Genomic DNA, 21,379 nt, shown 5'->3' with positions numbered 1-21,379 from the left:
TCATAACGCGACACGAGGCAAAGATATTAATCGAGAAATGGCGGCAGTTCTACAACAACGAGCGTCCCCATTCTTCACTTGGCAATCGAACCCCGGCTGAAGCAGGCCGGGAACGGTCGTCAACAACTATAGTACTCGAACCCGAAGGCTCACTTTCGAATTGGCTATAAAAAACGAGAGCAGGTCACGGGCGAGACATTGCCGAAAGGTCAGACGCCCGAAGCGCCCTTGGCAGGGTGATCAAGCAGTCAACCGTGACTCCGTTTTGTGATGCGTAGTATCAGCTTGCTGAGTTCACGCAGCCACAGCACTGAACTTGCCACAGCCGTGCAAAGCAGCCAATCGTCAAAGCTCAGGCTTACGGTGGAAAATGCCTGTTGCAGAACGGGTATGTAAATCACTGCCACCTGTAACACGAGCGCCAGCATAACAGCGGCCCACAGCCATTTATTGGAGAACAACCCGACGAATGCGCTCTGTTCGTCGGAGCGGGCATTGAAAACGGTGAAGAGCGAAAACATCACCAGGGTCGTAAACACCATGGTCTGCGCGTAGCGCATGCTGCCCGAACCCTCCACGTATCCGCCGGGCAAACTGGCATCAAGCACCAGCAGCGTACCGATTGCCATTATGATGCCGGTGAACAGGATGCCGAACCACATCCGGGATGTAATGACGCCTTCGCCTTTCGGCCGCGGCGTTTTGCGCATCACGCCAGGATCCGCGGGGTCGACGCCGAGGGCGAGCGCGGGTGCACCATCCGTTACCAGGTTGATCCACAGGAGTTGCGTCGCCAGCAACGGGAGCGCGATAGCTTGTCCCTCAGCCTTCAGCCCGATGACATCCATCAGCAGCACACCGAAGAACATGGTGAATACTTCACCGATATTCGATGACAGAAGATAGCGCAGGAACTTCCGGATATTGGAGAAAATGGCGCGTCCTTCTTCGACAGCCGCAACGATTGAAGCGAAGTTGTCGTCCACGAGCACCATGTCGGCGGCGGCCTTGGAAACATCCGTCCCCATGATGCCCATTGCTATGCCGATATCCGCAGTCTTCAAGGCAGGTGCGTCGTTTACGCCGTCTCCGGTCATTGCGACAATTGCGCCGCCTCGCTGCAACGCTTTTACAATGCGCAGCTTGTGCTCGGGGCTGACGCGCGCGTAAACCGATACTTCTTTTATCGTCTGGTCGAGAGCATCGTCTGATAGTTTCTCAAGCTGGGCGCCGGTAACAGCCTGCGCATTTTCCGCTATACCAAGGCTGGCCGCGATAACCCCCGCAGTGACCGGATGGTCCCCGGTTATCATTATCGGGCGTATCCCGGCCCCTTTCGCGCGAGCGACGGCTTCTTTCGCCTCTGCACGCGGTGGATCGATCATGCCGATCAGCCCGGCGAACACGAGGTCTTGTTCAATGCGTTCGTCGACATCATCGATTTGGAGCGCGCCAGGCGGCAACAAGCGGAAAGCAACCCCGAGGGTGCGCAAGGCTTCACCTGCCAGCGCTTCATTCATTTTCCTGATAGCTGCACGGCGATCCGCCGCCAAAGCTTTTGTCTCGCTTCCCACAAGCTCGTATGAGCAGCGCCCAAGCAGCAGGTCCGGCGCGCCTTTGGTGAAGACGATCAGCTGCTCCCGTTTTTGGGCGTCGGTATGAATCGTCGTCATCAGCTTGCGCTCGGATGAGAAGGGTATTTCGGCAACGCGCTCGAAACGCGCATTGAGCGCCCCATCTTCCAACCCCGCTTTACGCGCTGCTACTATGAGCGCGCCTTCGGTGGGATCGCCCTGTACGCTCCAGTGCCCATCGTGCTCCTGTAAAACGGCGTTATTGGCGCGGTCGGCGATGGTAAGCGCTTGTTCCAGTTCGCTTCGCAGTGCGCCGTCAATCATCCTGTTTTCGTGTGGGCCCAGCGCTTCATCTTCATGCGGACGTACTTCGTCTACCTTTCCTTCCGGTGTGTAGCCCACTCCGCTCAGGGATATGCGCCCGTTTGCGGTGATGACGGTACACACTGTCATTTCGTTTTTGGTCAACGTACCGGTTTTATCGGAGGCGATGACAGTTGCCGAGCCGAGCGTTTCGACGGCGGGGAGGTGGCGCACGATGGCATTCCTGGCGGCCATGCGCTGTACACCGAGGGATAGGACCGCGGTTACCACCGCAGGTAAACCTTCGGGTATTGCCGCGACAGCCAGCGCCACCCCAAGGATAAGCACGTCAAAAAGAGCCGCGGCACCGCTGACATCTTCAACAGTGATAATGGCCGCTATCATCACAATGGCGATGACGACAACGATAATCCCCAGCAGCTTGCCCACGCGCGCCAGCTCTTTTTGTAACGGTGTTATCTCTGCCGATGTATCTTCCAGCATTCCGGCAATGCGACCCATCTGGGTCTGCATGCCCGTTGCCGCGACTACTGCACGCCCGTGCCCGGATGCGACTGTGGTACCGCTGAAGATCATGTTGCGGCGATCGCCGAGCTCGGCATCTTCCATGATCGTAAGCGTATCTTTTGATGCAGGCAGGCTTTCGCCGGTGAGCGCCGCCTCCGCCGTTTGCAACGCAGCCGACTCGATCAGCCGGGCGTCTGCGGGAATGGTGTCACCCTCCGCGACGAGAATGATGTCGCCGGGTACGAGATCGGCTGCAGGAACGTTTCGCTGGGCACTATCGCGGATAATATGTGCGTGCGCCGCCGACATCTGACGTAGCGCAGCTACTGCTTCCTCCGCTCGTGATTCCTGTATGTAGCCCATGAGCGCATTTAGCAACACGACCGCGAATATGGCGGTTGCTTCATAGGGCCACGCCGATTCACGTTCGTACAGCCACAATCCTGCCGAGATCGCCGTTGCAACCAGCAGCAGAATAACCAGCACATTCTGAAATTGGGCGAGGAATTTCTTCCACCGGGGAACCGGTTTTTCAGCCTCGAGCTCGTTCTTCCCATATCTATCGAGCCGCGCCCGCGCTTCCTCTTCGCTCAAGCCGCGCTGTGCGTCTGTGGCGAACACGATCAATACGTTCTCGATCTCTTGCTGGTAAGGGATCTTCTGATCTTGCTCAGGATGCGCTATGTTCATCCCCCTGGTTCAAGATGCTCATGTAGTTGAAGGCCGAGCATGAGAGTTCATGCAGTGGATAAACTGGTGATTGCCCAAGCCCAGGCTTTATTCTGCTACTTCTGAATCTGCTGGGCGTGCTCGAGATGGTCGGAAAGGGGTGCGAATAAACTGAACAATAGCGCTGCCAGTTCCTCATTCTTGACATTGGGCATCAGTGTATTGTCAATCAAATCGAGCAGGTTCTGGTGAAAAGCGACTATCTGGTCGATGTACGCTTTGTTGAATTCCTGGCCAGATGCAACGTTCAGCCCGGCAAGGTGGTTTTCGCCATCGACTTTCAGCTCCTGGCTGATCGGGCTGTCCCGGGGAGTCCATTCAAGCCTGGTTGCCAGCTCGGCGACCGCCTTATTCACATGCGAGTGCTCACGCGCGACTTGATGAGCGAACGCCTTGACTTCCTCGCTGGACGATTTAAGCCCCGCCAACCTGCTGGCCTCGACAGTCACATCGTTGGCGCTAACCACGACGTGAGCGATTTGCGCATCGTCGATGCCGATCTTTTGTTCAGCGGCGGCAAATGCGGAACCGGCTTTCGGCCCCTGTGGATGAACCCAGGGGCTTATCCGACAGGCTGCTAGTGTTGGGCGACCGAGTCGCGCCACTCTCCCGTTTCTTTCCCGCGATTTTCGAGGAATTCCTTGAACCGCTTGAGATCTCCGCTCGTTCGCATCTTTACCAGTCCCAACGCATCGCCAATCTCTTCAATAATACCCTTGGGGCCGTAATCCATTTGCAGCACGATCCGGGTTATCGAATCGGATATCTTGTAGAATTTGACGACACCCTCGTTTTTAGCGCCGCTCGTGCTACGCCAGGCAATCCGCGTTTCCGGCACTTGCTCCGTGATCTCAGCATCCCATTGCGTTTCTTTACCGCCGATTTTTGCGCGCCAGTGCAAATGCGTGTCATCGATTTGCCGTACTTCGCATACTCCTTTCATGAAGCGGGGAAAATCCCCGAACTGTGTCCATTGGTTGTATACCGTGCTTATCGGCAAATTTACCTCGATCGAATCTTCCATTATCGACGTGTTTTCAGAATCGCGAGATTTCCTGATTTTTTTTGACAGCATGAGTCCCCCCGCGGTAACCGCAGCGATCGTTACAATTTTTTTTAACATTTTAATTTCCCCCAAGTAGATGCCCACTGCCATTCCGAAAGTTCTTTCATTCGCGAGCTTTACCTGGCTTGGTACTTGAGCTGGCAGAAGACTCGCTCAACTGTGAGAGAAAATTTGTCCGCGTTTTACCCATAGGGTTCGAGTGAACACAGCAGCAAATTGCACCTCTTTTAAAATAATGTACTCTCCGCCGCTCGTGATCTGTGCGGTTGTACACGTAGTGCAAAAGTACTGAAAATTTGAACCCGGTGACCGGCTTCGTTATCGGGGTGCGCAGAATAATCAATTGCAAGGTGACCACGGTACATCTCTGGGAGGACGGCGCAATAAAAGAACAGGGTGGGATTCATGGCCAGAGTTTCTCGATCGGTACAGGAGAAACTGCAAGCAGCAGCGGATTTACAGGGCGCGACATTGAACCGATTTATTGTTCTCGCGCGTTAGATTTCAATAGTACCTTTCAAGGGAAGGTGGTCGGACGCAATCCGTGCAAGGCTGCTGGCGTGGACCTCCAATTTTGCGAGGCGGCGACGCGGATGCACCCAAAGCCGATCGAGGGCCATGAAGGGCTGGCGTGAAGGGTAGGTCGCGACGTGGGGCGTGGATAGGAAGTGGCCGTGTAGCCAGCGCAGGGGACGTCCCCAGAGAAACCATTCGTTTAAATCGCCCAGCAGCACATAAATATCCTTGGAGCCGATGTCGAACAGCTTGAGCAGCTGACGAACCTGCTGGCGCCTTTCCCAGGGCTTGAGTCCGAGATGGGTCGCGACCACTTGCACATGCCGTTCTTTACCATCGAGGGTCACATCAAGCGCCCCACGCGGTTCCCGGCCGGGAAGGGTCAGGTCGACGCGATTCACTGCCAAAATAGGAAGCTTTGTCAATATGGCATTTCCATAATGCCGGGATTCACGCAGCAGGGTAGGGCCGGCAATGGCGGTCAAGCCGGTTTTTGCAGCTAGGTAATCCAGCAGGTCACAACCGTCGACATGATGATGGTCCACTTCCTGCAGCGCCACGACATCTGCGTCCAGCTCACGAAGCACGTCTGCGATGCGTGCAGGTTCGAAGCGGCCATCTGTGCCGACACACGCATGTATATTGTATGTAACCAGCGTAAGATGCATAAATTTCGTAAAGACTAAAGATTAAATTTTCTGTCACGAAGAATATAGTACGAGCAGGCTGCCGTGCTGGTGTTTAGAGTCGCGGTGTTCTTGCCGGGCTGCAAGTTCATGTCAGGTGTTCGTTCAATCGGGACGCGCTCTCAATCGGGAGTTTCGTTGGCGTTCTTCCCACCGCCAGAATGTCCAGCCACTGACGATAATGACAGCGACAACGGTTGCCAATACCGCAAAGGCCGGTAAATCAGGTTTCTGGATCGTGGCAGCGAGTCGATCCGTAAATAAGGATATTCCTGCCATCCCCGGCAGCAATCCAATGGCGCTGCCAATGACAAAATCGCGGAAGCGAATTTGCGAGGCCCCGGCAATCATATTAACGACTGAAAACGGCGCGAGTGGAATGATGCGAACGATAACAATAGTCATGATTCCCCGGTAAGCCAGCCGCTTGTTCAGTTCCCGAATCTTTTTGCCGGCAAACCGGCGTACTGTATTACGGCCCAGCAAATGGCCCAGCGCGTAGGTTGACATTGCGCTCAACAGCGCGCCGATCAGTGAATAAAGAAAACCCTGCCATGGGCCGAACACCAGTACGCAGGCAATGATAAGTACCGTAAGCGGAAACGCGATCAGGCCACCGATGAGGAAAACACCCATTACAAATAATGGAGCGCTGCGGGCTTGCTCGAACTCAGCGGCGAAGCCCACCAATGTTTCTACGTTAACCCATTCCCGAAGCGGCGACCAGTGCCACAGGGTAGCCAATCCCAGGATGGATGCGAGGATGAACGCAATCAGGTAGACATGATAGCGGGCAGGTTCGCGTTCTTCCCCAGGCACATACTCGTCGATTAACTGATCGGCGTCCATGGGTTGGTCCGGATCGATAACCTGGGCATCCGGCACCAAGGCGTCCATGTCAGCCGTTACGCGAAGCGGCAACGGAAGTAAGGTACGCGGCGCTGAGCCGCAAAGCGACTCGATGGCGCGGATCAGGGAGCCGTCTTGCGCCACACGTGCCGCAATCTCGCTGGGCTCCACGCCGAGATGCTCCCCCAGCAGGCGGTTGCGGAAAGACGAGATGGCATGCTGAACGTGCGCTTCGCCGTTTGCCTCAAGCACGAGATCGCATTCGGTATCAAGACCCATCGAGCGATTGTTGAGATTCGCCGAGCCTACGCGTGCCAGTTGATCGTCAATGATGATCATTTTGGAATGTACATTGACGCATTTCCCGTCGAGTTTGGGTATGCACGGGTAATACAGGCGGAAACGGCCCTGATGGTCTGACGACTTCAGTCGCCTGAACAAGCGTTCCCGCAGGACATCCATCGTGTTCTGTGACAACCAGCCATCCGTATGTTCCGGCAACACCACGACGATTTCGGGGCCGTCTTGTTCTTCCAGGCGTTTTGCCAGCGCCGCGCCGATCTTGTCCGCCGTAAAGTACTGGGCTTCAATATAGATTGTATTCCGGGCAGCAGCAATGGCATCGAGCAGAAGCCGTTCCACCTCGCGCACCTCTACCGTGCTTTTATATCTTGGAATAGTACGGGCAATGGCGACTTGAATATTTTCTACGTCCGGCACCAGGTAGCCAGGCCAGTAGCTTGCGCCGGCCTGACGCTCAGGGGCAGCCAGCTTATGCCCGGTTGCACGAAACCATCGTTCACGCGCGATATCGCCCAGCAGGGCTGCAACAGGGCCACGAACTATCATCTGAATATCATGATAGGGCTGTGGTACCGGTTCTGCTTCCAGATCGCGCCGGCGCGGATCATCAGGCAGATGCTGGGGCGTATCCCAGCGGCCGGTTGTCAGGTCCAACCCGCCCACAAACGCCACCTGGTCATCCACCACGACAATTTTCTGATGATGGCACGCACCGGTTGGGTGCTGATCGTCAAGGAAAAAATGCAATCGCCGGTGGCCGTTCCATTGCTGCTTGTAAAGCGGCATCCACTCCCGGGCGGGTGCGAAGATCATGGTGAAGTCCCAATCCAGCACATGGATATGAAGTTGCCTATTGCGCTGGACCATGCAATTGAGGAAAGCACCCAAGCTCACCGGCAGGCTGTCGGGTTTGCCTTCCCGCACAAGATCGATGCGGCTGTCGATATCCCAGGCAATGATCAATACCGAACGCTGTGCCTGTTTTACCGTTTCACGAAAAGCCCGAAAAAATTCAGCCCCATCCACAAGAAATGCGGCTCGATCAGCATGTTCGATGCGCCAACAGTTGGCGCCCGGCTTCAGGATGGCGGAGTGGGCCATTATGCCTTGGGATACCCGGCAGGCTTGATGATCACACTGGGCGGACTGACGACCTGCACTTCGATATGCGCTGTGGCCAGCGTCCTTGCAAGTGCAATAAACTCTTCCAGTCCTTTGACGGTCGCGATGACCGCGAGAATCTCCGGGCCACCCGAAGCATTAATTTCTTCCAGCTGAGCTGGGGGCTCGTCAGGATGAAGCACGCAAAATAAAGAGTGGTTATAGTTTGCGGGCAGGATAATTTCTATTTGCCGTGCATCATCCAGTAACGGCGGTATCGATTCGATGGTTTCATGGCCGCGCCAGGTTAACTTGATCAACGGTTCCTTTTCCATTATCAGCTCCTGATTCGTTCCATGGGAATATTGCTCCATCTTTCATTGGGGGCGAATACTAGAGCTAGAATAGTATGAGTTAGTTGATTGCTCGTCCGTTCGTTGTCGTACATAAAGGCGGGAGCGGAGAGCGGCGCCCGCCCGTACGATCCGCGACTGTTGAATGGATGGAAAAGCTTCCGAGGCCGGGCGGCTGGGGTCAGCCGGCTCAGTCGCAGCAACCTCCACGCAGTGACCGATGGCGAAAAGCAGGCCGCTTCGTTTCCTTCTGACCGGAGCAATATCGCCGATGACAGGGCAAAGCGGCCGGTACGCTGCTCGCCGACCAAGCCTATGACAGCGACGCGATCCGCCGGTTCATTAAGGATCAGTACGGTCTCGAACATCCCCTCTAAAGCCAACTGTACCGGAAACAGGCAACTTGTTCCTGTTTTGCGCTTTCGGCGCATGGTTTCGCATGCGAAAGCGCGCATTTCCTTACCGCTGCATGGCGTAACGAAATATCGTGAAAGAAGACGGAAGCCAGGCTATTTCATCAAGTCCAGATTGCATCCATTACGAGGAGAATGCGCGGCCCGTTCCCGGCAGTGACGGAGGGTGAACGATGGATTGCACCTCTTCGAATATTCTCCTGCCACAACGAGCCCTTCAAGAGTAAGACGTCGAATGATGCGGCTGCCTCAACTGTCGTTCTGGCGTCGAACAGGCCGGAAGCGTCATCGGCAATACCCAGTGATCCTTGCCCGAGTTTGCTACGATCCACCCACTTGTCGTCAATCCATTCCGTTCCCTGCCCACGATAGGTGCAAATGAGACGGATGCCTGTGCGATCCACGTGAAAACGAGGGCACATGGCTTTGCTGGACACTTCCAGACGTAGGGCAATTTCATCGCAACCAAGAAGCTCCGAGTAAATATCAGCAATGAGCGAAATATCCTGGGCCATTGCTCGTCGGCCCGGAAGGTCTGGCAAGAAATCAAGCTCCAGGCCTTCACCGGCCGGAATAACGATACGGAAACCATTTCTTAAATGGCCATTTACCGGCCTCTGTTGCAAGTAAGCCTCGATACCAGGATCGACCTGCCGCCGCCACCGAACAACCTGGATAAGCGGATGAAAAATCCGTATCAGTTCCACGGACTCAGCCGTAGCGCATGCATACGGATGAGATATGTGATCTTGCGATGATTTTTGAGAAGGCTCGGCATGCCTATCCATCGCTTGGGCAAAGCTGGCCTTGCGATTATCCTGCAGCAGATTTGGACCAATCATCTCAATAGTAGCCAGTTCATCTTTCATCGTCGATTGCGCTGCCTTTCCTGGATACTAGATTCGATAACTTCGCTCGTAACGTTCGTGACGCTCTTGTGCTTCAATGCAGAGCGCCGCCGTCGGCCTCGCCAAAAGGCGCGCGATGCCGATAGGCTCCCCGGTTTCCACGCACCAGCCATACGTCCCATCCTCGATACTCAGAAGGGCATCCTCGATTTTCTTGAGCAATTTACGCTCGCGGTCCCTCACCCGGAACTCAAGGGAAAATTTCTCCTCCGTACTTGCCCGGTCGTTTGAATCCGACTCCGAAACAATAGCCTGCATCTGCTCGAGCGTGCTTTGGGCGCTGTCCAGCAACATGCGCCGCTCATCTTCCAGCCGGAAACGAAAGAATTCCAATTGTGCCGCGCACATGTACTCCCCGGACGGAACCTCGCGAATAGTGTGCTCGACGGAAGAGGAGTGCTTAGTTTTCATGACATATCATAGTTAAGCCAAGCTGGCGTATGCCAAGCATGTGAACTTCCATCGGTTCGTGTTATTGGTCATAACACTGATCTATTAACGAGCGGTCAACTACCGGATTTAGGTTCAAGTGCGTTTCTCCATAATGATGAATGAAGCGGAGTGTCTCCTCATGCTGTAGTTGACGAAATACGGTTAATCGCTTTTGAATGAATTCCTGGGTCAGTGGAAGCCCGCAGTCGTACTCAATACACTGACGCCACTCACCGACACTCATCGAAAGTCTGTGGCATTATCGCGCTCATATGTGTTCCGTTGCCTCTTCCGCGAGCGCTGCCGCCGCAACCCACTCGGGAAACTGGTCTGGCAGCTTTCGCCAGTAGTCCAGGCCTTTGCGGATTTCATAAGACCGAAGCTGGCATTCGGAAAAAGCTTTTTTTATCAAATCCCGATCCATATCGCGGCCGATGAAGACGATTTCATTGATTCTATCTCCGTATGGCCGTCGCCAGTTCTGCTCTATCGATGCACGCTCTTCGCTTCCTTCCGCTGGCCAGCGCTCTTTTGGCACCGCCGCCCACCAACGCCCCACTGGCTCCACATTGGCGATGTTGCTACAACGCGAATAGGAGATTGCCCATTCAGGACGGCTTGCCAGCCACACATAGCCTTTCGCCCTCAGGATCCCCGATAGCGGGCGCTCGATAAAGGCTGCAAAACGTTGGGGATGCAATGGTGCATGCAAGCGCAAGACGAAACTGGCAATGCCGAATTCCTCTGTTTCCGGCGCATGTTCTCCGGCAAGTTCTTTAAACCAACCCGCCATCTTACTGGCGCGGTCCAGGTCGAACCGGCCTGTACCGAGGATTTCGTTCAAGGGAACATCGCCATGCCTGGCGTACGTTATTTCCGCTCCCGGATTCAAGGCCTTGATCACGCCCATGACTTCACTGAGTTGGCTCGGTGTTACCTTGTCTATCTTGCTTATCACGATTACGTCCGCGAATTCGATCTGCTCCGTCAATAGGCCAGCCAGAGATCGATTGTCTTCATCACCCGCCACTTCGCCGCGCTGGGCCAGCAGGTCTTCGCTGGAAAAATCCCGCAAAAGGTTTACCCCATCGACCACAGTGACCATGGTGTCTATCCGGGCGATATCGTTGAGCGAATTGCCGTCCTCATCCCGGAAATCAAATGTTGCTGCGACAGGCATCGGTTCACCGATCCCGGTCGATTCGATCAGGAGATAATCGAAACGACCCTCGGCGCAGAGCTTGCGTACTTCTGTAAGCAAATCCTCGCGCAAGGTGCAACAGATGCAGCCGTTGCTCATTTCCACCAATCTTTCTTCAGTGCGCGATAAAGCGGCGCCTGCATTTTGGGTACCTCTTTCGATGAGCGAGGCATCGATATTCACTTCGCTCATGTCGTTTACGATTACCGCTACGCGCAACCCCTCGCGATTGGCCAGAACGTGATTAAGCAAGGTCGTCTTGCCTGCACCGAGAAATCCCGAGAGTACCGTCACCGGCAAACGTTTTTCCACTGTTTTCATTACAACCTCACGTCGTCGTCTGGTTTGGCACGCTAATGAAACTCTCTCGCTCTTGTCGGAGGCGTCTGCGCGCTGCCCATGCTACAAAGAACAGCCCTGTGAGAAGCATGGCGTAGGTGCTTGGTTCCGGAATCGGCGAAACAGCAAAATCCAGATGGAAAATACCCGAATCCTTGATGGACGAGCCTGTTTCCGTATTCAGCAGCTCAAAAGTCGCAGAATAGATGCCGCCAGGAGCCGATGCGTCGACCCAGTAGATCGGCTTGAACTCGAAGTTATTACTCATGCCCAGGTTGAATACATCACCGGTGCTATAGATATCTTTTGTCGTTGCGGTTCCCACGTGCAGCCCCTCCGTGCTCTCAACAAGCCTGAGGCCAAGCCCCACATTGTTCAGCGATCCCGACCAGCGATTGTTGCTGCTTTGAAACAGGATGTCCTCCATGCTTCCCGATACGTGGCCCGCAAGAGACTGGATCGACGCAATGCCGAGATAGCTGTATTCCGAACCGCCTTCGGCGCTGCGCAATGTCCCATCATAAAGTCCGCTGCCCATTTCAAGTGGCAGGGGATTTTCGAGTGAAGAAATTTCGGGAATACGATTGTTCGCATTGGTAGGCAGTATATTGGGGGCGGATGCCGTCCCGCTGTAGCTGTAGGCGCCGATACCGTGGAAATGCTCGCCGTGATCGAGCAATAGAGTGAGGCGATCCGCGTTGGGGTTGGGCAACCCGGCATAAGTGCCTGGCAATAGTCGCCAGCCCATCGTAACCGATGTAGAAGCCGATACCTTCATCATGCCGTGATGATGCCGAGATATTGAAGGAAGCCATCATAATAGCCCAGCCAGCCAAGCCGGCATATAACGCGTTGGAACGCATATACTTTCTCCGTGTGCAGTTGTAAGATAAAGCTGTGAGATAAAATCGTGGCTATCGATGCATAAGCCGAGCTTATATGGGAGCAACGCTATTGATAATAGTTTATCAGTAGCGTGTGGTCAAGAACGATTATTGCTCAAGGGATTTTTCGGCGGCGCTAAGCTCAGACATTCAACCTCTACCGCCACTCATATTTCTTTTGTTTAACTTTTATCGGGATAAGATGCATGGAGCGTAATACCCGGCAGCGCAACGCTATTCTCGGTGTGATTACAGAAGCCGGCAGGCCACTTTCGACACAGGAAATTCTAGTGGAGGGGCAGGCCGCCGTGCCATCGCTGAGTATCGCGACGGTTTACCGGACGCTGAAAGATCTGATCACCGAAGGCTGGATCGTGCCGGTAAAACTTCCCGGCGAGGCGGATCGCTACGAGCTTACAAAGCTGGGGAAGCATTATCACTTCAAGTGCAGTTCATGCAGCAAGGTTTTTGATATCCATGAGAGGATCAAGAATAACAATCTTCCGGCGCCCGCCGATTTCATCGTGGAGAGTTATGATCTTATTCTCTATGGTCGCTGTAGCGAGTGCGTTCCGAAGCCTGGAGGTACGGAGCCAGGGGTGGCAAAACACTTGGTTTAAAGGGTGGCGGACCTGTTAATGAGCGGGACACACATCCTTTTCCGACTATCTTGCGCTGGAACGGTCATATCCCTCGCAACCTTTAACTACGGAGGCGAAAGGTGAGATTTCATATCGCTTTCATATCGCAATTGATAGAGTAGTCTATTTGCGATCCCCACTGGGAGCGGATCGGTGCGGTCTGGCACAACAGTACGTTTCCAACCTATTTAACCTATTTGTTCAGAAATCCAGTTTTAACCAGAGGAGGATCAGAATCATGGCCAAACCCGCCATTCAAGACCGTGCTGCCGGCGCCATCATGGGCGCCTTTATCGGAGACGCCCTGGGCCTCGGCCCCCACTGGTACTATGACCTGGAGGCGCTTCACCGCGACTACGGTGACTGGATCACAACCTATACTGATCCCAAACCGGGCCGTTACCATGACGGCCTCAAGGCAGGCCAGTTGTCGCAGGCAGGCGTTATTCTCAGGCTCATGCTCCGTTCACTCGTCGAGCGAGGCGGCTATGACGAAGCGGATTTCTGCATGCGCATGGATGAAGAGCTGTTTCCTCTGCTTGATGGTACTCCAGCGAACGGACCTGGCGGATATACAAGCCAATCCATCCGCAATGCCTGGCGCAAGCGCGTCCAGCAGAAACTGCCCTGGGGACAAACGGGTGGTCATGCCGATACGACAGAAGCCATTGAACGCACGCTCGCCTTAGCCGTCCGCTATGCGACTCAGCCGTACGAGTTGGCGACAGCAATTTCCAATAATACCCGCCTTACGCAAATCGACGATATCGTGCTTTCGATGACCGTTGCCTACGGGGCGATACTGAGCCTCCTGGTGCAAGGGCACGAGTTCGACAAAAACCTGTCCGGCAAGCTGATGCAATTGGTGAAGACGGGCGAACTGCCTTTTCATGCAGTAACGCATTCAGATCTGCAACCGCCACGCCCCGGCGACCCGGACCCGCCTCTCGCCGGGCGGTTCGCATCACCCGACGCCCTGCTGACACCTTCGTATGTTGCCACCGCCGCCACGGACCCGGGGATACAGATAGAGCCACCCTGGAAGGTCTCCCTCGTATATGGCATGCCTTGCGCCATCTATCACCAGCTTCCCGCAGCCTACTACCTGGCTGCTCGCTTCCCTCAGGATTTCGAATCGGCTGTGCTGCACGCCGTGAATGGCGGAGGGCAAAACCAGGCGCGCGCCATTTTGACTGGCGCGCTAGCCGGAGCCCAAGCCGGATTGTCGGGTATTCCCCAGCGCTTCCTCGACGGACTGGAAGAAGGCGAAACGCTCCGACAGCTTGCAGTGGACTTGGCCGCTCAAGTAGGCACGCCGTCCGCCGGGGAGAGTAAAACCCGGTAGCCCGAAGGATAATCAGAGTAAGAAATTAACCCAATCTGTTGTTTTATTGACCAAGCTCCGGCTCCCGGTCAGGTGGTGCGAATGTCATACCTGGCTTTCTATCGGAAGGATGCCGGGCTGGTCATATCTGCCATTACCGGCTATTTACATCATCGGCGCTCATCGCCGTATCTTCGGTATTTAGTCGTGCCCGCAACATTTCAACTTCATCCAGCAACTGCAGAGCCAGCGCTATGCCCGCAAGGTTGACGCCAAGATCGTGCTGCAGCCTCAGCGCCACTCTGGCGCGGCGCATTTGCGTGCCCGTAAAGCGCCAACGCTGAGGCTCATGCTCTTCCGCAGCTTCTGGAGTGAGCAAGCCTTCGTCAACCAGTTCGATGATATAGCCGGTTTGTACAGCACAGGCGCGGCTAAGCTCGGACAGCGTCAGGGCGTTCTGTTCGTCGATAATGATTGCGCTGAGCCCGGTTTGCATCCGGGGCGGTCTTCCAGGCGGAATATCCGGCCCTCTGTTTTCATCCATCATGGCGGCACTCCAAGTTTGGCCCGGGGATTGAAAGACTTGAACTGCTCGGCCATGTCCCGGTAGAGTGACCTGGTCGCTTCATCGGTGGCTGGCGGAGACACGATACGCAATACGACATAGAAATCTCCCGACGTCTTGCCGGGGATGCCGCGTCCCTTCAACCGCAACTTGCTCCCTGTGGCGGAACCCGCAGGAATCTTGAGTTCAATTGTTCCGCCGGGTGTAGGTACTTTCACGGTGGCGCCCAAGGCGGTTTCCCATGGCGCCACCGGCAGATCGAGATAGACGTCGTTGTCCTCCACCCGATAGTAGGGGTGCGGGCGAAATTCAACTTCAAGATACAGATCCCCGCGTTTGCCTTGTCCCTGGCCCGGTGCACCCTGTCCTGCAAGGCGAATATACTGCTTGGGTCGAATACCGCTCGGAATGACGACGTTGAGCTTGTGTTCGCGTGTCGATACATGTCCCTGGCCATCGACTTCGGGTACTTGCAACGAGATGGTGCGGGTGGCGCCCGTATAGGAATCCTCCAGGTCGATCATTACTTTCGCATAGTGATCCTCACCCGGCGCGTGATAGGACGGGCTTCGGCCAGTGCCTGGCGCGCTGCCGGACCGGGTGCTCTGCGAATGAAAGCCCCGGCCGAACAATGATTCGAAAAAGTCGCTGAACTGCGAAGCGTCCCCCCCGGTAAATCCCTGCTGCGAAAATTCGAAGCCGGCATTCCAGCCCGGCGGCGGGCGGAACTCCTGATTTGCTTTCCAGTTTGTGCCAAGTTGGTCGTATGCAACCCGCTTTTCGGGGTCCTTGAGAACTTCATAGGCTTCGCCCAGCTCTTTGAAGCGGGCTTCAGCCTGGGGTTCCTTGCTTACGTCCGGATGGTATTTGCGCGCCAGCTTCCTGTAAGCGCGCTTGAGGTCGTCCTGCGAAGCATCGCGTGCGACACCCATTATTTTGTAATAATCCTTGTATTCCATCAATAAGCGAGCTTCTATAAATTGGATCGTGCGGGAACATCGCCCGCGAAATCTTGCGCTTTACCGTGACCGCCTTACGGACTGATTTACCGGATCGTGTTCTAAACGTGTTCTAAATTAAATGTTGCAGCACACATTCTTCCCTGAAGTGGCAAATGAACTGGCCAAAACTTGGCGCTCCAGAACGCGAGCTGTCATTAATATGAAGAAGGAAAAACGATCTTACGGTCGGAAGTCGTCGCGACGACTTCCGATGGCTCGACCGTATATTATTTTCCCAGGATGAGCTTATACTCGAATCTGGGCAGCTTTCCCAGATCCGCTTTGGTCTTCCCGGGAAGAATGACCTTAGGGACGATTTGTGAGAAATCATTCGTGGGAATCGCGACCATATAGGTGCCACGGCCCGGAAATCGACCCAGGTTAACAACGGCAAAGGTCAAAGATCCGTCTTTGGTAACGATAAAGTCGTCAATTTTTCCAATTTTCTGGTTAGCGTCGTTATAGACAGTTGCTTTTTTCAGCTTCGAAACGCGCCAGCCGCTGGCAATAAGACGGGACTGGGCTGTGTCCGGCGCGGCACCGTTGCTATCGGCGGGCGTATCCATGCCGGGAGCTGTCGTAATGGCGCCAGGAGCAGCATTGGGCCCGGGAGCAGGACTCCGCATCGGCTTGGCGGCTGGATTCGTTCCGGGTGCACTCGTCATATCCTTCTGGGCTGCTACTGCGCCGACCAGGAAAAAGCTGCAAATTGTGGCAATAATTATTTTTCGGATACGCTTCAGGTTCATGTCGGTCTCCTATTGATTGATGTCTCTGTTTAATCGCGAAGCCTCGCGGTGCGCCCTTTTACCGGAAATGGCCTGGCTCGATATCGTGCGTCGCTATCCCGGACCCTTCTGGAATCTTTATGCCCTTATCCGGCTCAGTAGGGATAGGGAACCTCTCGCAAGTGGCCATGCCTCCGCTGCGCCGTTTTGCTGGCTCCGTACGTTACGCGCCGGCCAGCATGGCGGCGTGCAACTTGGCGCCAAGCGATACGGGGTTTGCATTCGGCAGCAAAATCTGTAAGCCCTGGCGGAGCATCAGCTACCTGCTTTGCGTTGTTTCAGTTGTGACGCAGCAATGAGGTACGACCTCTCCAATACGTGCATGCGGGGAACAAGACGATTATCAGAAGACATATTTTTTATCAAAGCACAGTCAAAAATCTCAACCGCAAAGGTGCATCGTAGCAGCCAGTGTGCAGTCAATAAGAGATAACTCAAAAACCGGTCAATTCATGCGGTTCTTGATTTTTCCTGTAATTTTCGTGAATAAATGTAAGCGAATTTCCCGCTCTGAACAGTACGTCAGCGCACAGACGTGTCCAACATATTTGCCATATTTGTCGGTCGATCGCCGGCTATCTGGCAACGCGGATTTGTGGTGGAATACAGCGAGTAAATGCAAATGCAGTATCGGATTCGCGATAAAGTATAGGTTAGGCCCCTACCGGGCTAAACAATGCGATGTTGAGGAGGGGAAGTGATGACTAACGCAAGCAGGTACCCAGGTAAGGAAGCGCCGCCGGGGAAAACGAATTGCAAAGAAGCCGGTTTGGTGACAGAGGATGTAAAGCTTGCAAAACCCGATTCCGCACAGAAGTGGCATGAGAAGGCAGAGGGTCAGTGTTTGCTCCCGCACGAACGGGATGAAACGACCGGCGCTGTGGCGACCGGTAATTCTAATGAAACCGGACGCGGACGTGCCGTGATGGGGCAAGCGGCGGACGATATCGAGCGCGGCCTGGAGGATACCGATTGCAGGGGAATACCTTCCGATATTTTCGGCCTGGGCCACTGCTCGTCCCCTTCAACTGCCGAAACCAAGGACCCCGGGAAAAATGGCGGCGATAATCCTGTCGGCGACAAAGACGAGAAGGCTGGCAAAACCCCTTGATCGGGTGATCGCATTTTAGCTTGAAAGGTTACCGGCCGTATGCGGTGCAGCCCAATGCGCAGACATACGGGGCAGTGGGGCAGGCAGGGCGCACGCTGCCCGCCGGGGATTTTTTCATTAATGAGGAGCGGTCCATGAAGAGAACTGAATTCACGAAAGCAGGTTTAGTCTTGATATTTCTCGCCGTCTTTTCGACATCCGGATTTGCCGGGAACGATAACACGAGCCCGCCGGGCACATCCTTGCCGGCCACGCAGACGCAAGGTGAGGTTGCATTCCTGTCAGGCGGTATCGGCGAGGACGAATCGGGTGCGATAAAGAGGGAAGCAACTTCATGGCCGCTCATGCTCGAACTGGCACAGGCGGGCACACCTCGCGCCGAATATATCAGTGACGTTCCGGTGACCATCAGCAATGAGTCGGGCAAGATCGTGCTGGACACGGTTGCGGAGGGCCCTTTCCTGCTGGTAAAACTGCCCCCGGGAAAATATTCCCTGGATGCCACCTACCAGTCGATAAAACTTTATCGCCAGTTGGACATTCAGAAGGGACAGCATAAGAAGCTTACCCTGGTCTGGTCCGCCGTTCCGTGATGGCTCGGGCCTGTCCATGTTTTGGGTTTGTCAGGTCTACCGGCGCAACTCGTCACTGCAAGCCCATCCTGGTACTGGGGAAATGCCAGGAGTATGATTAAAAGCGCGGGTGTAAAATTGAAGCTTCCGTCCGGCGAGTTCGATCCTGGAATTCTTTACTTTCCGGAGGGCAACCTTGACGATATCCTGCCCCAGCTTATTGAAGCAATTGCCGCGCACCGCCACTTTGAAATGGAAATCGAATCGCCTCTGTCAATGTAACCCAGTCAATATGACGAACTTGCGGATACGTGACAACCGGCGCGCGGGGTTGTCCTGCATATCAAGGACGAAATAATTCGCGAGCGGATGAAAACGATGTAATTCCACTTCTGCGATGAACCGGGACAGCAAGCAAAGGGGGACGCATTTCCATTTTGCAGCGCGTACCCGTGGCGCGTCCTCGACGCTCTGCTTTGCAGAGCTGCCGGGCCAACTGCGGCACAAGAATCTTTCTCTCGTCTGTACACGGTATCTCTGCCCATGTTCTTCCAAATGAACTCATCTGCCACTTTGATGATGGCGCTCGTTTTATCATTGGCTGGCACGCTTTTCAATGCGGCCTTCGCGGATGAACAGGTTCGTGAATCCACCCTCGCGCCGGCACAACTTGCCCCGGCACAACTCACTCCAGCGCAAGCCAGGCACACGCTTTCCATTCTTCAGGATGAAAGGAAACGAGCAGAGCTCGAAGAAACCCTGAATGCAATAGCTCAAGCCACAGGCGGAGCACCGGCCGATGCAGCCGCGCCCGCTGCAACTGCTACGCCCGTCGCGCCTGCCGAATCGGCAGCGGAAAAAAAAGCACTGCCTATAGAACTGGCGGAGGGCGGCCTGATTGCTCAGGTGTTTGACCTGTTGGCAAAACGCGTGGATGCGGTTGTCGGCCAGCTGCGATCTACCGCGCGTATGCTGTTTCAGATAAGGACCGTGGGCGACTGGTGGGAGTATAACCTGGGTGTACCGGAGCGCCGGGCGGTGGTGCTTGATGCGCTGTCGGAGACAGCCCTCACGCTGGCTGGAGCGCTTCTCACGTATTGGCTGCTGGTGTTTGCGCTCCGTCGGCCTCGCAGGCTGGTCGAGGACCGCGCGGCTGCTCGCCAGGTCGCTGCACAATCGAAGGTGAAGGCGGAAGCCGTCCCCGGTCTGGCTTTCCCGAGTGAACACTCTGTTGAGCCCATGCGAAGGGTACCGGCTGCTGATCGCCACTGGAGCCTTCTGCGCCGGCTGCCGTTTGCGGTCGCACACTGGATACTGGAATTGCTTCCGCTGACTGCTTTTGTCGCTGCCGCCATCGTATTGCTGAATGCGTTCGGTGGCCGGTCCACTCCGTTTTACAGCGCCACCATCCTGATAATCGGCGCGTACGCCGCCACACGAATAGCGCTGAGCGTGGTTCATCTCATGGCGTCGCCGCTCGGGCAGGGCCTGCGACTGATGCACATCAGCGATGGCGCAGCGGATTTCCTGAATCGCTGGTTGCGGTGGATTATCGTGGTGGCCGTATTTGGTACCGCCATCGCCGATATCGCTCTTCAAACGGGCGCGACCTCCGATACGCATCTTGCGCTTTCCCGATTGGTCAGTCTGGTTGTTCATGTGATGTTGCTGATCATGGTCTTTCGCAGTCGAAAAGCGACTGCAGCGGCTATCCGTGGTGCCGCTTCAGATAGCCAGGACTTGTTCGGGATTCGCGGGATGCTGGCGGATAGCTGGTCGTTTGTCGCGACATTCGTTATCGTTGCCATGTGGTTGCTGTGGTCGGCGGGGGCGGAGAATGGTTTTCAGCACGTGCTTCAGGTTTTTGCATGGTCGGCGGCAGTGATCGTCTGCGCGAGTCTGGTGTCGATTTTCGTCTTGGGCGCGATTGACCGCGCATTCATCGAAAATATCGAAAGCAAACGAGCCCAATTGGGTCAGTCAAGCGACTCGAGAGAGATAGCGCCCGAGTCCACCGCAAAAAATACTTATCACCTGCTGGTGTATCGAGCGATCTCCACGTTGATCGGCATTGTCGCGTTTATTGCGTTGCTACAAGTCTGGGGCGTGAATACCCTTTCCTGGTTTGAAAGCGGGTCGGTAGGGCGACGTCTTGCTTCCGCCGTCGCCACGATCGCGGTTACCTGCATGTTGGCGTTCATGGCATGGGAAGCACTCAATAAGGCGATGTCCCGGCGCATCGACCGGTGGACAAAGATTGGAGATGCCGCGCGGGCCGCACGGCTTCGTACTTTGGTGCCCATGTTGCGCGCCACCGTGTTCTTTATCATCGGGCTGATTGTGCTGCTCGCAGCACTGAACGAGCTGGGTATTACTATTGGGCCGCTGTTGGCGGGCGCCAGCATTATCGGCGTCGCGTTGGGTTTCGGCTCCCAGAAGCTGGTACAGGATTTCATTACCGGCCTCTTCCTTCTGATGGAAAATGCCATTCAGGTTGGCGACTTCATCACCGTGGCGGATGTATCGGGATCGGTCGAGCACCTGTCGATACGTACCGTGCGTCTACGTGCTTCCGATGGTGCGTTGCATGTTGTGCCGTTCAGCTCCGTTACAACCGTGACCAATGTCAATCGCGGCATTGGCAACGCTTCCGTCCGAGTCAGCGTAACGGCCGACTCGGACGTAGACAGGGTTCTTGAGGCGATCACGAGTGTCGGCGAAGAGATGCGGGCCGATCCACGATTCAGGGATCTGATCCTCGCGGATGTGGATATCTGGGGGGTGGATCAGGTCGATGGCTCAATGATTACCATCCTTGGGCAGATACGCACGCTGGATAGAGGCCGATGGCCAGTGCAGCGTGGCTTTAACCGGCTCATCCTGCAGCGCTTCCGGGAACGGGACATCCAGTTTGCCAACCCTCAGAAAAGGCAGGTGGTGGCGCAATTGCCCGGATTTTCCCCAACGCATTCTCCGGAAGCGGAGGCAGGGGCTGGCGCTGTTGTTATTGCAGCGCACCAGGATGGAGAGTCCAAAAAAAGCTAGGTGAAGAACGTATCACCGGCTACTGCGCGGGGTCAGCATGCCGGGTGCCGTGTCTCTTCCGGTTTTCCTTCCGGCAGGATGATGACATCCGACAGATTTGATAGAATCCCGACTCGCAGTCAAGTCTGAAGCCATATGGCAATATAT

General features: G+C 55.2%; 21 protein-coding genes. 8 read left to right on the top strand and 13 right to left on the bottom strand.

Annotation, left to right across the window (positions count from 1 at the left end):
• A partial coding sequence (locus BLP78_RS16040) for an integrase core domain-containing protein (protein ID WP_256330235.1) occupies nucleotides 1-170 on the top strand: 170 nt, incomplete at its 5' end.
• 78 nt (nucleotides 171-248) lie between these two features.
• Here BLP78_RS16040 and BLP78_RS11175 read toward each other — a convergent pair.
• From BLP78_RS11175 to BLP78_RS11165, 3 genes are all read right to left on the bottom strand, one after another.
• Complete coding sequence (locus BLP78_RS11175; protein ID WP_090459243.1) at nucleotides 249-3,095, bottom strand: cation-translocating P-type ATPase; 2,847 nt, start codon at nucleotides 3,093-3,095, stop codon at nucleotides 249-251.
• Nucleotides 3,096-3,190: 95 nt separating this feature from the next.
• A complete protein-coding gene (locus BLP78_RS11170; protein ID WP_176752853.1) occupies nucleotides 3,191-3,739 on the bottom strand; it encodes a DUF4142 domain-containing protein in 549 nt (182 codons plus the stop codon).
• The gene (locus BLP78_RS11165) at nucleotides 3,712-4,257 is read right to left on the bottom strand and encodes an SRPBCC family protein (RefSeq protein ID WP_090459239.1); all 546 of its coding nucleotides are present in this window, start codon (nucleotides 4,255-4,257) and stop codon (nucleotides 3,712-3,714) included. Before BLP78_RS11165 ends, BLP78_RS11170 begins: the two co-directional genes overlap by 28 nt.
• A 348-nt stretch (nucleotides 4,258-4,605) precedes the next feature.
• Between BLP78_RS11165 and BLP78_RS16275 the strand changes: the two genes are divergently transcribed.
• Entirely contained in the window at nucleotides 4,606-4,701 is a 96-nt protein-coding gene (locus BLP78_RS16275) for a toxin-antitoxin system HicB family antitoxin (protein WP_082204562.1), read from the top strand.
• Here the strand turns inward: BLP78_RS16275 and BLP78_RS11155 are convergent.
• From BLP78_RS11155 to BLP78_RS11115, 7 genes are all read right to left on the bottom strand, one after another.
• Nucleotides 4,698-5,384, bottom strand: a complete 687-nt coding sequence (locus tag BLP78_RS11155) for an endonuclease/exonuclease/phosphatase family protein (protein ID WP_090459237.1) — start codon at nucleotides 5,382-5,384, stop codon at nucleotides 4,698-4,700. The two genes, BLP78_RS16275 and BLP78_RS11155, sit on opposite strands and share 4 nt — an antisense overlap.
• Before the next feature lie 123 nt (nucleotides 5,385-5,507).
• Nucleotides 5,508-7,655: a VTT domain-containing protein gene (locus BLP78_RS11150; RefSeq protein ID WP_090459235.1), complete on the bottom strand. Its 2,148-nt coding sequence runs from the start codon at nucleotides 7,653-7,655 to the stop codon at nucleotides 5,508-5,510.
• Entirely contained in the window at nucleotides 7,655-7,990 is a 336-nt protein-coding gene (locus BLP78_RS11145) for a hypothetical protein (RefSeq protein WP_090459233.1), read from the bottom strand. Before BLP78_RS11145 ends, BLP78_RS11150 begins: the two co-directional genes overlap by 1 nt.
• Nucleotides 7,991-8,525: 535 nt before the next feature.
• Nucleotides 8,526-9,290, bottom strand: a complete 765-nt coding sequence (locus BLP78_RS11135) for a DUF1826 domain-containing protein (RefSeq protein WP_218118969.1) — start codon at nucleotides 9,288-9,290, stop codon at nucleotides 8,526-8,528.
• Between the two features lie 27 nt (nucleotides 9,291-9,317).
• Nucleotides 9,318-9,740: an RNA polymerase-binding protein DksA gene (dksA, locus tag BLP78_RS11130; RefSeq protein WP_090459229.1), complete on the bottom strand. Its 423-nt coding sequence runs from the start codon at nucleotides 9,738-9,740 to the stop codon at nucleotides 9,318-9,320.
• A gap of 289 nt (nucleotides 9,741-10,029) precedes the next feature.
• A complete protein-coding gene (locus BLP78_RS11120) occupies nucleotides 10,030-11,283 on the bottom strand; it encodes a GTP-binding protein (RefSeq protein ID WP_090459226.1) in 1,254 nt (417 codons plus the stop codon).
• Between the two features lie 7 nt (nucleotides 11,284-11,290).
• Nucleotides 11,291-12,082 (bottom strand): all3515 family Zur-repressed PEP-CTERM protein, encoded by a 792-nt coding sequence (locus BLP78_RS11115; RefSeq protein ID WP_090459224.1) that lies wholly within the window; start codon nucleotides 12,080-12,082, stop codon nucleotides 11,291-11,293.
• Nucleotides 12,083-12,391: 309 nt separating this feature from the next.
• Between BLP78_RS11115 and BLP78_RS11110 the strand changes: the two genes are divergently transcribed.
• Together BLP78_RS11110 and BLP78_RS11105 are read left to right on the top strand one after the other, a co-directional pair.
• Nucleotides 12,392-12,805: a Fur family transcriptional regulator gene (locus BLP78_RS11110; RefSeq protein ID WP_090459222.1), complete on the top strand. Its 414-nt coding sequence runs from the start codon at nucleotides 12,392-12,394 to the stop codon at nucleotides 12,803-12,805.
• Between the two features lie 259 nt (nucleotides 12,806-13,064).
• Nucleotides 13,065-14,171 carry an ADP-ribosylglycohydrolase family protein gene (locus tag BLP78_RS11105; protein WP_090459220.1) on the top strand — a complete coding sequence of 369 codons (1,107 nt, stop codon included), beginning with the start codon at nucleotides 13,065-13,067 and terminating at the stop codon, nucleotides 14,169-14,171.
• A 133-nt stretch (nucleotides 14,172-14,304) separates the two neighbouring features.
• On the opposite strand, the gene BLP78_RS11100 is transcribed toward BLP78_RS11105, so the two are convergent.
• The 3 genes from BLP78_RS11100 to BLP78_RS11090 all read right to left on the bottom strand — a co-directional run bounded on the left by BLP78_RS11100 (nucleotide 14,305) and on the right by BLP78_RS11090 (nucleotide 16,465).
• Nucleotides 14,305-14,697, bottom strand: coding sequence for a chaperone modulator CbpM (locus tag BLP78_RS11100; protein WP_256330232.1), 393 nt, complete (start codon nucleotides 14,695-14,697; stop codon nucleotides 14,305-14,307).
• A complete protein-coding gene (locus tag BLP78_RS11095) occupies nucleotides 14,694-15,674 on the bottom strand; it encodes a DnaJ C-terminal domain-containing protein (protein WP_090459219.1) in 981 nt (326 codons plus the stop codon). Before BLP78_RS11095 ends, BLP78_RS11100 begins: the two co-directional genes overlap by 4 nt.
• Before the next feature lie 269 nt (nucleotides 15,675-15,943).
• The gene (locus BLP78_RS11090) at nucleotides 15,944-16,465 is read right to left on the bottom strand and encodes a PRC-barrel domain-containing protein (RefSeq protein WP_090459217.1); all 522 of its coding nucleotides are present in this window, start codon (nucleotides 16,463-16,465) and stop codon (nucleotides 15,944-15,946) included.
• A 739-nt stretch (nucleotides 16,466-17,204) separates the two neighbouring features.
• Here BLP78_RS11090 and BLP78_RS11085 point away from each other — a divergent pair.
• From BLP78_RS11085 to BLP78_RS11075, 4 genes are all read left to right on the top strand, one after another.
• Entirely contained in the window at nucleotides 17,205-17,615 is a 411-nt protein-coding gene (locus tag BLP78_RS11085; RefSeq protein ID WP_090459216.1) for a hypothetical protein, read from the top strand.
• A 134-nt stretch (nucleotides 17,616-17,749) separates the two neighbouring features.
• Nucleotides 17,750-18,208: a hypothetical protein gene (locus tag BLP78_RS11080; RefSeq protein WP_090459259.1), complete on the top strand. Its 459-nt coding sequence runs from the start codon at nucleotides 17,750-17,752 to the stop codon at nucleotides 18,206-18,208.
• Between the two features lie 93 nt (nucleotides 18,209-18,301).
• Nucleotides 18,302-18,469: a hypothetical protein gene (locus BLP78_RS15630; RefSeq protein ID WP_176752852.1), complete on the top strand. Its 168-nt coding sequence runs from the start codon at nucleotides 18,302-18,304 to the stop codon at nucleotides 18,467-18,469.
• A 273-nt stretch (nucleotides 18,470-18,742) separates the two neighbouring features.
• Entirely contained in the window at nucleotides 18,743-21,232 is a 2,490-nt protein-coding gene (locus tag BLP78_RS11075) for a mechanosensitive ion channel family protein (RefSeq protein ID WP_176752851.1), read from the top strand.
• Nucleotides 21,233-21,379 lie beyond the last annotated feature (147 nt).

Source organism: Nitrosospira sp. Nsp1, from assembly GCF_900100985.1.
Classification (GTDB): Bacteria; Pseudomonadota; Gammaproteobacteria; order Burkholderiales; family Nitrosomonadaceae; genus Nitrosospira.
Note: the sequence above shows the minus strand (reverse complement) of the source record. Positions and strands in the feature narration are given on the sequence as shown.